The 15492-nt window shown below is 42.8% G+C and carries 13 protein-coding genes; 9 read left to right on the forward strand and 4 right to left on the reverse strand.

The window, feature by feature from the left end:
• Positions 1–42: 42 nt before the first annotated feature.
• The gene (gene typA, locus NYE43_RS08005) at positions 43–1881 is read left to right on the forward strand and encodes a translational GTPase TypA (RefSeq protein WP_010334118.1); all 1839 of its coding nucleotides are present in this window, start codon (positions 43–45) and stop codon (positions 1879–1881) included.
• Positions 1882–1936: 55 nt separating this feature from the next.
• On the forward strand, positions 1937–2254 hold the full coding sequence (locus tag NYE43_RS08010; RefSeq protein ID WP_024121276.1) for a YlaH-like family protein: 318 nt from the start codon (positions 1937–1939) through the stop codon (positions 2252–2254).
• 58 nt (positions 2255–2312) lie between these two features.
• Here NYE43_RS08010 and NYE43_RS08015 read toward each other — a convergent pair whose 3' ends face one another.
• Positions 2313–2522, reverse strand: coding sequence for a YlaI family protein (locus NYE43_RS08015; RefSeq protein WP_105954170.1), 210 nt, complete (start codon positions 2520–2522; stop codon positions 2313–2315).
• 86 nt (positions 2523–2608) lie between these two features.
• Positions 2609–3238, reverse strand: a complete 630-nt coding sequence (locus NYE43_RS08020) for a YhcN/YlaJ family sporulation lipoprotein (RefSeq protein ID WP_024121277.1) — start codon at positions 3236–3238, stop codon at positions 2609–2611.
• A 154-nt stretch (positions 3239–3392) separates the two neighbouring features.
• Here NYE43_RS08020 and NYE43_RS08025 point away from each other — a divergent pair, with 154 nt between their 5' ends.
• Positions 3393–4721, forward strand: a complete 1329-nt coding sequence (locus NYE43_RS08025) for a PhoH family protein (protein ID WP_268498753.1) — start codon at positions 3393–3395, stop codon at positions 4719–4721.
• A gap of 4 nt (positions 4722–4725) precedes the next feature.
• On the opposite strand, the gene NYE43_RS08030 is transcribed toward NYE43_RS08025, so the two are convergent.
• Positions 4726–5211 carry a hypothetical protein gene (locus NYE43_RS08030; protein ID WP_103671640.1) on the reverse strand — a complete coding sequence of 162 codons (486 nt, stop codon included), beginning with the start codon at positions 5209–5211 and terminating at the stop codon, positions 4726–4728.
• 103 nt (positions 5212–5314) lie between these two features.
• Between NYE43_RS08030 and glsA the strand changes: the two genes are divergently transcribed.
• From glsA to pyc, 4 genes are all read left to right on the forward strand, one after another.
• Positions 5315–6244, forward strand: a complete 930-nt coding sequence (glsA, locus tag NYE43_RS08035) for a glutaminase A (protein ID WP_341061528.1) — start codon at positions 5315–5317, stop codon at positions 6242–6244.
• Between the two features lie 97 nt (positions 6245–6341).
• A complete protein-coding gene (locus NYE43_RS08040) occupies positions 6342–6623 on the forward strand; it encodes a YlaN family protein (protein ID WP_003221339.1) in 282 nt (93 codons plus the stop codon).
• A 202-nt stretch (positions 6624–6825) separates the two neighbouring features.
• The gene (locus NYE43_RS08045; protein ID WP_106020361.1) at positions 6826–8037 is read left to right on the forward strand and encodes an FtsW/RodA/SpoVE family cell cycle protein; all 1212 of its coding nucleotides are present in this window, start codon (positions 6826–6828) and stop codon (positions 8035–8037) included.
• 74 nt (positions 8038–8111) lie between these two features.
• Positions 8112–11558 (forward strand): pyruvate carboxylase, encoded by a 3447-nt coding sequence (gene pyc / locus NYE43_RS08050; protein WP_341061532.1) that lies wholly within the window; start codon positions 8112–8114, stop codon positions 11556–11558.
• Between the two features lie 410 nt (positions 11559–11968).
• Here pyc and ctaA read toward each other — a convergent pair whose 3' ends face one another.
• Positions 11969–12889, reverse strand: a complete 921-nt coding sequence (gene ctaA, locus NYE43_RS08055; protein ID WP_095714822.1) for a heme A synthase CtaA — start codon at positions 12887–12889, stop codon at positions 11969–11971.
• A 350-nt stretch (positions 12890–13239) separates the two neighbouring features.
• Between ctaA and cyoE the strand changes: the two genes are divergently transcribed.
• Together cyoE and coxB are read left to right on the forward strand one after the other, a co-directional pair.
• Positions 13240–14157: a heme o synthase gene (cyoE, locus tag NYE43_RS08060; protein ID WP_010334129.1), complete on the forward strand. Its 918-nt coding sequence runs from the start codon at positions 13240–13242 to the stop codon at positions 14155–14157.
• A 238-nt stretch (positions 14158–14395) separates the two neighbouring features.
• Entirely contained in the window at positions 14396–15466 is a 1071-nt protein-coding gene (coxB, locus tag NYE43_RS08065; protein WP_326230661.1) for a cytochrome c oxidase subunit II, read from the forward strand.
• Positions 15467–15492 lie beyond the last annotated feature (26 nt).

Raw genomic sequence — 15492 nt, forward strand, 5'->3', positions numbered from 1 at the left:
GTATAATATGAAAGTTATCTAATTTTTTTAGGAGATGAAAAAGTGAAACTTCGAAATGATCTTCGCAACATCGCGATTATTGCCCACGTTGACCATGGGAAAACGACTCTAGTCGATCAGCTTTTACACCAGGCTGGTACATTCCGTGCCAACGAACAAGTTGCTGAACGCGCAATGGACTCAAACGATCTTGAACGCGAACGCGGCATTACAATTTTGGCGAAAAATACTGCGATTAACTATAAAGATACACGCATCAATATTTTGGATACCCCTGGACACGCAGACTTTGGGGGAGAGGTAGAACGGATTATGAAAATGGTTGACGGCGTACTGCTTGTCGTTGACGCATATGAAGGCTGCATGCCTCAAACTCGCTTCGTTCTGAAGAAAGCTCTTGAGCAAAACTTGAACCCGGTTGTTGTTGTGAACAAAATCGACCGTGATTTCGCACGTCCTGAAGAAGTGATCGATGAGGTTCTTGACCTGTTCATCGAGCTTGACGCAAATGAAGAACAGCTCGAATTCCCGGTGGTATATGCTTCCGCGATTAATGGAACAGCGAGCCTTGACCCTAAGCAGCAAGATGAAAACATGGAAGCTTTATATGAAACGATTATTAAGCATGTTCCGGCACCTGTTGAGAATGCAGATGAGCCGCTTCAATTCCAAGTTGCACTTCTTGATTATAACGACTATGTAGGCCGTATCGGAATCGGACGTGTTTTCCGCGGTACGATGAAAGTCGGTCAGCAGGTTTCTCTTATGAAGCTTGACGGTACAGCTAAATCATTCCGTGTGACAAAAATCTTTGGTTTCCAAGGCTTAAAACGGGTGGAAATTGAAGAAGCAAAAGCGGGAGACCTCGTTGCGGTTTCCGGAATGGAAGATATCAACGTCGGTGAAACAGTCTGTCCTGTAGAGCATCAAGAACCGCTTCCGGTGCTTCGCATTGATGAACCGACACTTCAAATGACATTTGTCGTGAATAACAGCCCGTTTGCCGGCCGTGAAGGGAAATATGTAACAGCCCGTAAAATTGAAGAGCGCCTTCAGTCACAGCTGCAGACTGATGTCAGCTTGCGTGTCGAGCCTACAGCTTCTCCAGATGCTTGGGTGGTTTCCGGCCGCGGTGAGCTTCACCTGTCTATTTTAATTGAAAACATGCGCCGTGAAGGCTATGAGCTTCAAGTGTCAAAACCTGAAGTTATCATCAAAGAAATTGACGGTGTACGCTGTGAGCCTGTAGAGCGCGTGCAAATTGATGTTCCGGAAGAGCATACAGGCTCTGTAATGGAATCAATGGGAGCGCGTAAAGGTGAAATGATCGATATGATTAACAACGGTAACGGCCAAGTCCGTTTAATCTTTACAGTGCCTTCCCGCGGATTGATCGGTTACTCAACAGAGTTCCTGTCATTAACACGCGGCTTCGGTATCCTGAACCATACGTTTGACAGTTACCAGCCGATGCAGGCGGGCCAAGTCGGCGGACGCCGTCAAGGTGTGCTTGTGTCAATGGAAAACGGAAAAGCGACATCTTACGGAATTCAAGGGATTGAAGACCGCGGTGTGATCTTTGTTGAACCTGGTACTGAAGTTTATGAAGGAATGATTGTTGGAGAGCATAACCGTGACAACGACCTTGTTGTCAATGTCAGCAAAATGAAACAGCAGACAAACGTCCGCTCTGCAACAAAAGATCAAACAACAACAATTAAAAAAGCGCGCATCATGTCTCTTGAAGAATCTTTAGAGTACTTAAACGAAGATGAATACTGCGAAGTAACGCCTGAATCCATCCGTTTAAGAAAGAAAATCCTTAATAAAAACGAACGTGAAAAAGCGGCTAAAAAGAAAAAAACAGCAGGATTGTCTTAATCCCTTGCAGAATTTGAAAAGATAGAACCCGTACGCTGCAGGGGAGGGAATCTTTTTGAATGACGTAAGCGAACGCCTGTCGTTCTTCGCCGCTCTATATCAAGTGGACCGGCAGCCAGCAGCAGGCATGTGGCTGCTGTATGGCACCATTTTTGTTTTAGCTGTTATTGTGTTTAAGCTTGGATTTGCAAAACGGCTTCCGGTATTAAAATCAGCAGTGGTGTACTTATTTCTGGCTTTAGGCTGCACTGTTTTGACTTTTCTAGGTGTATTTTTGCCTGTGGCAGAGGGATTGGTCGTCGCTGCATTGATTTTAATCATTTACAAAATTCGGCTGTATCAGTCGAAAAAGGAACAGTCCGCAAAATCATGAAAAAAGACTCAGCATCTCGCTGAGTCTTTTTTTGTATTTTGTATGAATAGCTGCCGCTTTATTTTTTAACTTTTTCTTTCTTCTGCTGTCCCGGATGAAATGTGAACTTTCCGGTTTTCAGCCGTTCTTCTGTTTTTTGGGCAATTCGGTCATGGCATTCCTGGCACATATATGTATGGATCGGACGGTTTCTCAGCCGTTTCGCGATCAGGGTTTCATCATCAATTGTTTCAATTTTATCGCAAATGGAACATTGGACCCTCATCATATCACCTCTTTCACTCTAATATGCATTATATCATGGATCAGATGCTGTCCAAAATAAGAAAAAGCTAAAGCCGCAAGGGCTGTAGCTTAATCATTATTGTTCTTTTTCATATGATGATCAGATTGATCGTTTTGTTCCGTTTCCATTTCCTTCTCTTGCTTTCTGTTTAATTGATCGTTTTGCTGCTTGGTTTGCGGTTCATCCTCATCGTCAATCACATCGTTAGGCACTTCCGGAAGCACCCGGCCGACAATCGCGGCCAGTTCATCTAAAATCCCCGTAACAGGACGGCCTTCACTGATCTCTCTTCCCATTTCATTGAGACGGCTGACGGTATCAGGATCAGCAACCACAACTGCATTGGCGCCGTGCCGATCATTTTTTAAAGCCTGTGCCACAGAGTATTTGATGGTTTCGACTTTGCTTCTATCCAGGTTATCGTCGACGTCAATTCCTACTACAGCATATCCTCCAAGCACAACAGCTGTCGCATCCTTGACATCCGGCACTTTTTCAGCAACGCCGACAAGATGCTTGGCAATATCAGTTCTAGTTCCATTGTCTTTTGTTTCCTGAGATGTGTCCTTTACGTGAATCGGTTTTGTTTCCTGCTGTCTTGTTGATTCTTTTTCAATATTTTGCTCCTGTCTTCCCTGTTGAACAGCGCATGCGGACAAAATGAGTGTGAGCTGTATGATAATGAAAAGAATTCGCACTTGCGGTTTCCCTCCTTGAAATGCATTCATTAATTTTATTGTTGAATTAACCTTCTATCTTTATTCACAAAAACATATATTTTAGCAGGCGTTCACCTTTTTCATCGTAAGAGAAGCAGGAAGAACTTTGACCCTTATATCAGGAGGCTGAGACTTGAGTAAAATTTATGTGTTAGATACGAATGTGTTATTACAGGATCCTAACGCTATTTTTTCTTTTGAAGAAAATGAAGTTGTCATCCCTGCTGTCGTTTTAGAAGAGGTTGATTCCAAGAAACGATATATGGACGAAGTTGGGAGGAATGCGAGGCACGTATCTAAGCTGATAGACGCGCTAAGACTGAAGGGGAGGCTGCATGAGAAGGTTCCGCTTGATACGGGGGGGACGCTCAGAATTGAATTGAACCACCGTTCCTTTCACCAGCTTCAAGAAATCTTTATCGAAAAAACGAATGATAATCGTATATTAGCCGTTGCTAAAAACTTAAGCCTTGAAGAAGAGACGAAGGAAGACGGTAGGCCTGTGATCCTTGTCAGCAAGGATGTATTAGTCAGAGTCAAAGCGGATGCCATCGGCCTTCTTGCTGAAGATTTCTTAAATGACAGGGTTGTGGACAATGATGAAATGTACAGCGGATATAAGGATTTATATATAAACCAGCAGCTATTTAGCTCTTTTTACGGAAAAAAACAAATTTCAGTTCAGGATATGAAGCAGCATGCATTTTACCCAAACCAGTTCGCCTTAATGAAGGATGAATTAGGAGGGTCGTCCTCTGCTCTCGGTATTGCGGATAAAACGGGCACGGTCCTAAAACGACTTGTGTTTGATGATGAACACGTATGGGGAATCAGGCCGAGAAATGTTCAGCAGACAATGGCGTTAGAGCTTTTGCTGCGAGAAGATATCCCGCTGGTGACGCTGATCGGAAAAGCCGGAACCGGAAAAACGTTGCTTGCTTTGGCAGCGGGGCTTTTACAGACAGAAGATTTAGGGATATATAAGAAGCTGGTCGTGGCAAGGCCGATTGTTCCTGTCGGCAAGGATATCGGATACTTGCCGGGTGAAAAAGAGGAGAAGCTAAAGCCTTGGATGCAGCCGATTTTTGATAACTTAGAGTTTCTATTTAATGCCAAGAAACCGGGAGAGCTCGAGGCGATTTTGGCGGGGATCGGTTCGATCCAGGTAGAGGCGCTGACGTATATCAGAGGGAGAAGCATTCCTGATCAATTTATAATCATTGATGAAGCGCAAAATTTGACCAGGCATGAAGTGAAAACACTTCTTACAAGAGTGGGAGAAGGCAGTAAAATTGTCTTAATGGGCGATCCTGAACAGATTGATCACCCATATTTAGACAGTCTGAATAATGGTCTGGCATATGTTGTTGAGCGGTTTAAAGGACAACCTATCTCCGGCAGTGTGAAGCTTTTAAAAGGTGAGAGATCCGGGCTTGCCCAGCTTGCCGCTGACTTGCTGTGACGATTTAAATGATGTCGATCTCTTTTATATTGGTGATTGGCTGTTCGTGATCAACTGGATCTTCAAAATAAATATGAACTGGGCCGCCTTCCTGAATCGGCTTGCCTGCCTGGCTGAAATGGACAATACTGTTCAGCGCGGTTTCAAGAGGAACAGCGGCTTTACCGGAACTTGTAATAAATACACATTGTGATGCAGAGCTGAGCGGCTCGGCATTTTTCAGCACATTTCCCAATTTCATTGCGAAGCTGCCGTTCATCAGTTTTTGTTTCTCAAATTGTTTTTCCGTCTTTAATGTAGGCGGCGCAATCCGTCCTTCTCTAATCACACGTTCAGTGTCAAGGCCAGATTCATTCTCAGCCGTATGAAAATTGATTTCTTGGCCGTCCCCTTTACGGTCAAATGAAAATTTGCGATCATCAAAAATCCATACGCTAGGATCAATCGTAATCGGATATGTAACATTGCCTTTTACTTGTATAACGCTCATGGTATAACCCCCTTCTCTCAAAATTATAAAAGTTTTCGCATGAATTGTCACTTTGTGTAACAAATTATATGTATTGAGATGCTCAGGGAGCGAGGGTGGTCGCATGGTATGCCGGCATAATAACGAGCTGGAAGCGTTAGTGAAAGAAGCGAAAAAGGTGACAGGCAAGGGAGCGGTGGCCAGCTATATTCCCGCTTTAGCAAAAGCTGATCAGCACGATCTTTCAGTAGCGATTTATTATTCAAATAATACTTGTCTGTCAGCGGGTGACGTAGAAAAAACATTTACTCTTCAAAGTATATCGAAAGTGCTCTCGCTTGCCCTTGTGTTAATGGAATACGGCAAGGACAGAGTCTTCAGTTATGTCGGACAGGAGCCGACCGGTGATCCGTTTAATTCAATCATTAAGCTTGAAACCGTGAATCCGAGCAAACCGCTAAATCCTATGATAAATGCCGGAGCACTGGTTGTCACCAGCTTGTTGAAAGGACAAACGTCTAAAGAGAGACTCGATTATCTGCTTTCTTTCATCAGAAAACTGACAAACAACCAAGGCATCACCTACTGCCGGGACGTAGCTGAGTCTGAATACAGCACATCTATGATTAATCGGGCGATGTGTTATTATATGAAGCAGTACGGGATTTTTGAGGATGATGTTGAAGCGGTAATGGATTTATATACGAAGCAATGTGCGATTGAGATGAACAGTCTTGATTTAGCAAAAATCGGGGCTGTATTTGCGCTCAACGGCAGGCACCCAGAAACAGGAGAACAAGTCATTTCAAAAGATGTCGCGAGAATTTGCAAGACGTTTATGGTCACCTGCGGAATGTATAATGCAAGCGGAGAATTTGCGATTAAGGTCGGAATTCCTGCGAAAAGCGGAGTTTCAGGAGGGATTATGGGCATTTCACCCTATGATTTTGGCATCGGCATTTTCGGCCCGGCTTTGGATGAAAAAGGGAACAGCATTGCTGGTGTAAAGCTTTTGAAAATAATGTCTGAAACGTACAAGCTGAGTATTTTTTAATTTATGTCATCTGTTTAAATCCTCTTGCATTTTCTGCTGATACCCTTTATGATAAATAGAAGAATTAGGTACTCGCCTGGGGAACGGAGGGATACTTTTGGCTTCAGAGATGATAGTTGACCATCGGCAAAAAGCTTTTGAGCTACTGAAAGTTGATGCTGAGAAGATTTTGAAGCTGATCCGAGTACAAATGGATAACTTAACGATGCCTCAATGTCCTCTATATGAAGAGGTATTAGATACTCAAATGTTCGGACTTTCGAGGGAAATCGATTTTGCTGTCCGCCTGGGATTGGTTGACGAAAAAGATGGAAAAGACCTTTTATACACATTAGAACGCGAATTGTCTGCTTTGCACGACGCGTTTACAGGTAAATAAATGATAAAACTCAAACTAATTAACAGTTTGGGTTTTTTTATAACCGCTTGCTTTTTTCACCGTTAATGACGGTCTCTTTTTGTGCATTTCATCCGAATCGTATAGAGAATCTTCGTGTCATTTGATAAATTGTAGTAAAATAAAAAATATAAATACATAAAAACCATAGGTAATGGAAGTTGGAAGCAGGGAAGAGGATGTTATGTTAAAGAAAATGCTAAAATCTTATGATTACTCACTGATATTCGCAATTGTTTTACTATGCGGATTCGGTTTAGTGATGGTGTACAGCTCAAGTATGATTACGGCTGTTTCTCGGTATGGGGTGAGCAGTAATTATTTTTTCATGCGGCAGCTGTTTGCTTTAATTGCAGGAGGAATCCTTTTTATTGTTATGGCCGTGTTTCCTTACAAAGCACTGGCTCATCAAAAGTTTCAAAAGGTAATGCTGCTTGCTTCTGTGTTTGCGCTTATCTCACTGTTTGTATTCGGGCATGTTGCCGGAAATGCGCAAAGCTGGTTTAAAATCGGCGGAATGAGTATCCAGCCGGGTGAATTTGTCAAGCTGGTGGTCATTTTATATCTAGCAGCTGTATATGCAAAAAAACAAAGCTATATTGATCACCTGTTAACGGGAGTTGCGCCTCCTGTGGTGATGACGGTTATTATCTGCGGTTTAATTGCCATGCAGCCTGACTTTGGTACGGCGATGATTATCGCCATCATCGCAACGTGTATGATTTTGTGCTCTGGTTTCAGCGGAAAGACGCTGGCAAGGCTTGTTTTGCTGGGCGGAATTGTTTTAATCCTGGTCAGCCCGCTTATTTATTTAAATAAGGATGACATTTTAACTAAAGGGCGTTTAGCTCGTTTTGAGAGTCTGGAAGATCCGTTTAAATATGCGGATTCATCTGGTTTGCAAGTGATCAATTCTTATTATGCGATTGGGTCGGGCGGTATTTTCGGTCTTGGGCTCGGTGAAAGTATCCAAAAATACGGGTATCTTCCAGAATCCCATACTGACTTTATCATGGCCGTGATTGCTGAAGAACTTGGCATTTTTGGGGTATTGTTTGTTGTTTTCCTGCTGGGCTTTATCGTATTAAAAGGTTTCTATATTGCGAGAAAATGCGAGGATCCGTTTGGAAGTCTTCTGGCAATCGGCATTTCAAGCATGATTGCCGTACAATCGTTTATTAACCTTGGCGGTGTCAGCGGGCTCATCCCGATTACGGGTGTTACGCTGCCATTCATCAGCTACGGAGGCTCTTCTTTACTGCTTTTATTGGGAAGTATGGGGATATTAATCAATATCAGCATGTTTGTGAAATATTCAGAGAATAAGAAGAAGAGAGAGTCCTTGGCGCCAAAGGGAATGAAAAAGAAACAGCTTGAAAAAACTGTTTATCTGTAAAAAACAAGTGTGTACACGTAAAGGGTATTCCGATATGATAGATTATATTCCATTCGGGTAAGGGGGAAAAAAGTTTGTCACAGCAATCGATACAAAAAGTGTTAGTAGCAAACAGGGGAGAAATTGCAATCCGTATATTCCGTGCTTGTACAGAATTGAATATTCGTACAGTTGCGGTTTATTCAAAAGAAGATTCCGGTTCCTATCATCGTTACAAAGCAGATGAAGCGTACCTGGTGGGCGAAGGGAAAAAACCAATTGATGCCTACCTGGATATTGAAGGTATTATTGATATTGCGAAAAGAAACAAGGTGGATGCGATCCATCCGGGATATGGTTTCTTATCTGAAAATATACATTTTGCAAGGCGCTGTGAAGAAGAAGGCATCGTGTTCATCGGTCCGACTTCTGAACATTTAGATATGTTTGGTGATAAGGTAAAAGCGCGTGAGCAGGCGGAAAAAGCCGGAATTCCTGTTATTCCAGGAAGCGACGGCCCTGCAGAAACGCTTGAAGCAGTCGAACAATTCGGACAAATTCACGGTTATCCGATTATTATTAAAGCTTCGCTTGGCGGCGGCGGCCGCGGCATGAGAATTGTCAGAAGTGAAAGTGAAGTCAAAGAGGCATATGAACGTGCGAAATCAGAGGCAAAAGCAGCCTTTGGCAATGATGAAGTATATGTAGAGAAACTGATTGAAAACCCTAAGCATATTGAGGTCCAGGTTATCGGGGATAATCAGGGAAACGTGGTTCATCTATTTGAACGGGATTGTTCTGTTCAAAGACGCCACCAAAAGGTGATTGAAGTAGCGCCGAGCGTTTCGCTGTCAACTGAATTGAGAGACCAAATTTGTGAAGCTGCGGTTGCGCTTGCTAAAAACGTGAACTATATAAATGCTGGTACGGTTGAATTCCTTGTCGCGAACAACGAGTTTTATTTTATAGAAGTAAATCCGCGTGTTCAAGTTGAACATACAATTACGGAAATGATTACCGGTGTTGATATTGTGCAGACACAGATACTTGTTGCCCAAGGCCACAGCCTACATAGCAAAAAAGTCAACATTCCGGAGCAGAAGGACATTTTTACAATCGGCTATGCGATTCAGTCACGGGTAACGACTGAGGATCCGCAAAATGATTTTATGCCTGACACAGGGAAAATCATGGCTTACCGCTCGGGCGGAGGCTTTGGTGTTCGTCTTGATACAGGAAACAGCTTCCAAGGCGCCGTTATTACGCCATATTACGATTCACTGCTCGTTAAGCTATCAACTTGGGCTTTAACGTTTGAACAGGCGGCGGCCAAAATGGTTCGAAACCTTCAGGAGTTTAGAATCAGAGGAATTAAAACAAACATTCCGTTCCTTGAAAATGTCGCAAAGCATGAAAAGTTTCTGACAGGGCGATATGATACGTCTTTCATTGATACAACGCCTGAGTTGTTTAATTTCCCTAAGCAGAAAGACCGCGGAACAAAAATGCTTACTTATATTGGGAATGTGACCGTGAATGGTTTCCCTGGAATCGGCAAAAAAGAAAAACCGGCGTTTGACAAGCCGTTAGCTGTAAAAGTCGACGTTGATCAGCAGCCTGCAAGAGGAACAAAACAGATTCTAGATGAAAAAGGCGCTGAAGGGCTTGCAAATTGGGTTAAGGAACAGAAATCTGTTCTATTAACTGATACAACATTCCGGGATGCCCATCAGTCTTTACTTGCGACTAGATTCAGATCGCATGATTTGAAAAAAATCGCTAATCCGACGGCTGCGTTATGGCCGGAGCTGTTCAGCATGGAAATGTGGGGAGGCGCGACCTTCGATGTAGCTTACCGCTTCCTGAAGGAAGATCCATGGAAGCGTCTGGAGGATCTCCGCAAGGAAGTGCCGAATACGCTGTTCCAGATGCTGCTTCGTTCCTCAAACGCTGTCGGCTATACGAATTATCCGGATAATGTGATTAAAGAATTTGTGAAGCAATCCGCTCAATCCGGTATTGATGTTTTCCGTATTTTTGACAGCTTAAACTGGGTAAAAGGGATGACGTTAGCCATCGATGCCGTTCGGGATTCAGGTAAAGTGGCTGAAGCGGCAATTTGTTATACAGGTGATATTCTTGATAAAACCCGTACAAAATATGATCTCGCTTACTATACATCTATGGCGAAGGAGCTTGAGGCTGCAGGGGCCCATATTCTCGGAATTAAAGATATGGCAGGTCTGTTAAAACCGCAAGCTGCATATGAGCTGGTGTCTGCGTTGAAAGAAACGATCAATATTCCGGTTCACCTTCATACGCATGATACGAGCGGCAACGGAATTTATATGTATGCAAAAGCAGTAGAAGCAGGCGTTGATATCGTAGACGTGGCGGTCAGCTCAATGGCTGGCTTAACATCGCAGCCTAGCGCGAGCGGATTTTACCATGCGATGGAAGGCAACTCCCGCCGTCCGGAAATGAACGTGCAAGGCGTGGAATTACTATCCCAGTATTGGGAATCAGTTCGTAAATATTATAGTGAATTTGAAAGCGGGATGAAGTCTCCGCATACTGAAATTTATGAGCATGAAATGCCTGGAGGCCAATACAGTAACCTGCAGCAGCAGGCGAAGGGAGTAGGCTTGGGCGATCGCTGGAACGAAGTCAAAGAGATGTACAGACGAGTAAATGATATGTTCGGTGATATCGTGAAGGTTACGCCTTCCTCTAAAGTAGTCGGGGATATGGCGCTGTACATGGTGCAAAATAACCTGACTGAAAAGGACATTTACGAAAAAGGCGAATCATTAGATTTCCCTGACTCTGTTATTGAGCTTTTCAAAGGAAATATTGGACAGCCTCATGGCGGATTCCCGGAAAAACTTCAAAAGCTCATTTTAAAAGGGCAGGAGCCGATCACAGTGAGACCGGGAGAATTGCTTGAGCCGGTATCCTTTGAAGCGATCAAACAGGAGTTTAAAGAGCAGCATAATCTGGAGATCTCAGACCAGGATGCTTTGGCGTACGCCCTTTATCCTAAAGTCTTCTCTGATTATGTAAAAACTGCTGAAAGCTATGGAAATATTTCGGTATTAGATACTCCGACCTTCTTCTATGGCATGACATTAGGCGAAGAAATAGAAGTGGAAATTGAACGCGGGAAAACGCTGATCGTCAAATTGATCTCAATCGGTGAACCTCAGCCGGATGCAACTCGTGTGATCTATTTCGAACTGAACGGCCAGCCGCGTGAAGTGGTCATAAAGGACGAAAGCATTAAGTCTTCCGTTCAGGAAAGATTAAAAGCAGACCGTACAAATCCAAGTCATATTGCGGCTTCTATGCCTGGAACTGTTATCAAGGTACTGATAGAAGCGGGTGCCAAAGTTGATAAAGGTGATCATTTGATGATCAACGAAGCCATGAAAATGGAAACAACGGTTCAGGCGCCATTCTCAGGAACAATCAAACAGATTCATGTGAAAAATGGAGAGCCGATCCAAACGGGAGATCTGCTTCTCGAAATTGAAAAAGCATAATCAAAAAAGAGTGTATATCATTTGATATACACTCTTTTTTAGTGAGGAACGAGATATGAACGTGCAGCTGCTGCAACGAGCGGGGGCTGTTTCAAACGTGTGTGAACGATGCATTGGTTGTCTGCTCGCGGGTGCAGGAATGAGAAAAGCTGATGCTTAATAAGCTTCGTATAATTACGGCTTCTTTTCTGGTGAGAATGAATTGACTTCTTGGGGAAAAGTTATTTTAATTAAAATCCTGTCCCAAACATCGATTGAGCAGCGCGTTTAGAATACATCATCGCCCGAGATTATCCAAACCTTATATAAATCATCAAGTTCAGTATGCAAACCGAAAGTTGAATTATATGAAGCTGCCGAAATGGAATGATAAAAAAGACCAAAGCGTATAAGAGCTTTGGTCTTATGTCTTATACCCGTCTTGATTCGTAACGAAAGCGTGCAATCAATAATAAGAAGTAGCATAAAACCCCAAACAGGCAGGCAATAAAAAATGAGTGCGCAAGCGCAAAGCCCAGCGCCAGTTCAGAATACACGATCATAATGCCGGATAGTGCCTGTAACGTGATAAAAATAAGACACGAAATCCAGCCCCAAAAGATTTGCTTTTGTTCTTTATAGGAAGTAATCGCATGAACAGCGGCAACGATAATCCATACAAACAGGAGCAAGGCTGCAGCTCTGTGCCCCATTTGCACCCATTCGTGGAATTGGGTCGGAAGTCCATTGTTCAGCCGGCTGCACAGCGGCACATCAGGACACGCCAGACTGGATTCTGTATGTCTTACGTATGCGCCAGTATACACAACGATATAGGAATATATCAAAATACCTATCATGTGAAATTGCATTTTCTTGCCGATTTGAAGCGGTTTGACCAGTTTTCTGGCTGATTTATCAGCTTCAAATATAAGCAAAGTTAATATTAAAACAGACGCAAAAGAAATTAGTGAAATCCCAAAATGAAGCGCCATAATAAGCGCGTTTGAACCGAACACAACAGCCAACGCACCAAGCAGTGCCTGAAGAAACAAAAAGATAATGGACATGATAGCGAGAAACGTTGTCTCACGGAAAACAGGTGTGATTTTTCTCCATGACCAAAAGGCAAGGCTTAATACAAGAATAATTGAGATGCCGCTTGCGAATCTGTGGCTCCATTCAATAATAGAAGCGGGATTCAGTTCAGGGAAGAAGCGCCCGTGGCACAGCGGCCACTGTCTGCCGCATCCTTGGCCGGAACCTGTTTTTGTAACGAGGGCTCCCCCGATTAAAACAATAAGCATCACAAATGTTGTCAAAACACCGAGAGCTTTTAATGCTTTATTCATAAATATCCACCTTCTTAACAAACTGCTGCAATTTTTTATACGTACCAAGTGTAAGCGAATATGTGTTTTGTGGCAATTCTTAGAGCCCTTTGTTCACAAAAATATAATAGAATCACGACTTCTGGAAATGTATACTTGATTATTCATGCCGGGTCTGATAGAAATAAGGTAAACGCATTATCGAATTGGCGTTTGCCTTCATCTTTGGTAAAATTCATAAAAAGTTCACAAATAAATTCCTGTTTCTCGTTTAATATTTAATAGGATGTTTTTTTACAAGTTGTTATCTTGTATGATAGAGTTGCAGGTTATTATAAACCTGCGTTAGGTTTGTAAGGGAGGTTTACGTTATGGCTAACTCCAGAATCTTAAATGATACAGCTATAGACGGACAAATTGAAGAAACAACGGCATGGAAAGATTTTCTGTCCCTCATTAAAATAGGGATCGTAAATTCTAATCTCATCACAACTTTTACTGGAATGTGGCTTGCTTTTCATATTTCCGGTTTAAGCTTTTTAGGCAATATAAACACCGTTCTTCTTACTTTATTTGGATCATCTTTGATTATTGCGGGGTCCTGTGCGATCAATAACTGGTATGACCGGGACATTGACCATATCATGGAGCGTACAAAAGTAAGACCGACGGTTACGGGTAAAATTCAGCCGAATCAGGCATTATGGTCTGGAATTTTGCTTGTTGCTTTAGGATTGATCATGCTGCTGATGACCACTGTGATGGCTGCTGTTATTGGTTTTATCGGAGTATTTACTTATGTTGTACTGTACACAATGTGGACGAAACGCCGCTATACGATTAACACAGTAGTAGGGAGTGTTTCCGGAGCAGTGCCGCCTCTGATTGGATGGACGGCAGTAGAAGGAAATATCGGCGTCGTGGCATGGGTATTATTTATGATTTTATTCATTTGGCAGATTCCTCACTTCTTATCGCTTGCCATTAAGAAAACTGAGGACTACAGAGCCGCGAATATTCCAATGCTTCCAGTCGTATATGGATTTGAAGTGACGAAAAGACAAATTATTGTATGGGTTGCGTGCCTGATGCCGCTTCCATTCTTTTTAGGAAGCCTAGGTCTACCGATTGTAATTCTCGGATTGCTGTTAAATATCGGCTGGCTGATTCTTGGTTTGATGGGTTTCCGTTCAAAAAATATCATGAAGTGGGCGACGATGATGTTCGTTTACTCACTGAATTACATGACAATCTATTTCGTTGCAATGGTTGTCTTTACGCTTTTCTAAAAAATAGATATATTGCTTGTTTTATCGCTTCAAAATAACCGATGACAACTAGTGAATGCCGCCTTGACCTTTTGTTTAATCAGGCGGCTTTACTTTTATACATAGATGGCATTTTGAGTAAAAAAAATCATAATTTAAGAGAAGAGGAAATGTAAGTGCTTTATTGGGAGGCGGCCGGATTGCGATGGAATCAATCTATTTTCCGCCGCTGTATTGACCAGAAAAGGGGTTGGGTGAAATGGTAAAGCATTGGCGTCTTATCTTATTATTAGCCTTGGTGCCGCTTCTGTTAAGCGGATGTGGAAAACCTTTTTTATCCACGCTCAAGCCTGCTGGCGAGGTGGCTGATAAACAGTATGACCTGACAGTGCTCAGTACATTGATTATGGTTGTTGTCGTAGCAGTCGTATCTGTTATCTTCTTTTACGTGATTGTAAGATTCAGAAGGTCGCGGGTTGGGGAGAACACGATACCAAAACAGGTGGAAGGGAATAAATTTTTAGAAATCACATGGACAGTGATCCCTATTTTGCTGCTCATCATTCTTGTTATCCCTGTCGTATTATATACGCTTGAACTCGCAGATACATCACCTATGGATAAGAAAAACCGCAAAGCCGAGGATGCTCTCGTTGTCAATGTCAGAGCAAATTTGTATTGGTGGGAGTTCGAGTATCCTGATTACGGCATTATCACAAGCCAGGAGCTGATCGTACCGACAGACCAGCGGGTTTATTTCAGTTTAAAAGCCTCTGATGTAAAACATTCTTTCTGGATTCCTTCAGCAGGAGGAAAAATTGATACCAATACTGATAACGAAAATACGTTCTTCTTAACTTTCGATTCAAAACGCAGCAAAGAGGCGGGAGATACGTTTTTTGGAAAGTGCGCTGAGCTTTGCGGGCCTTCACACGCACTCATGGATTTTAAAGTAAAGGCGCTTTCTGCGAAAGAATTCCAGTCATGGACAAAAGATATGAAAAACTATAAGACGGCAGCAGAAAGTGATTTGGCTAAGCAGGGGGAAGAGCTGTTCAAAGAGAAGAACTGCCTGAGCTGCCATGCGGTCGAGCCAAATGATAAGCGTGCAGAGGCAGCAAGAACGGCGCCAAATCTGGCGACTTTCGGTGAAAGGACAAAAGTGGCAGGGGTAAAGGATGCCAATGAAGAAAATGTGAAAGCCTGGCTGAAAGACCCTGAGAGCATAAAGCCAGGGAACAAAATGACAGGAACATATCCGAAGCTTTCAGACAGTGAAATGGACGCGCTTTATGAATACTTAAAAGGCTTGAAAGCAGAAAGCAAGTAGGGAAGAAAGGGAGATATTGGGGGAGG

It is taken from the genome of Bacillus sp. FSL R5-0434, assembly GCF_038004745.1.
Taxonomy (GTDB): domain Bacteria; phylum Bacillota; class Bacilli; order Bacillales; family Bacillaceae; genus Bacillus; species Bacillus halotolerans.

What these genes read in the sequence shown, in the direction of transcription:
- NYE43_RS08015 (WP_105954170.1), bottom strand. Translation starts at nt 2,522, where the DNA reads ATGATGAGGGTCCAATGTTCCATTTGCGATAAAATTGAAACAATTGAT.
- NYE43_RS08030 (WP_103671640.1), bottom strand. Translation starts at nt 5,211, where the DNA reads ATGAGCGTTATACAAGTAAAAGGCAATGTTACATATCCGATTACGATT.
- glsA (WP_341061528.1), top strand. Translation starts at nt 5,315, where the DNA reads ATGGTATGCCGGCATAATAACGAGCTGGAAGCGTTAGTGAAAGAAGCG.
- NYE43_RS08045 (WP_106020361.1), top strand. Translation starts at nt 6,826, where the DNA reads ATGTTAAAGAAAATGCTAAAATCTTATGATTACTCACTGATATTCGCA.
- ctaA (WP_095714822.1), bottom strand. Translation starts at nt 12,889, where the DNA reads ATGAATAAAGCATTAAAAGCTCTCGGTGTTTTGACAACATTTGTGATG.
- cyoE (WP_010334129.1), top strand. Translation starts at nt 13,240, where the DNA reads ATGGCTAACTCCAGAATCTTAAATGATACAGCTATAGACGGACAAATT.
- coxB (WP_326230661.1), top strand. Translation starts at nt 14,396, where the DNA reads ATGGTAAAGCATTGGCGTCTTATCTTATTATTAGCCTTGGTGCCGCTT.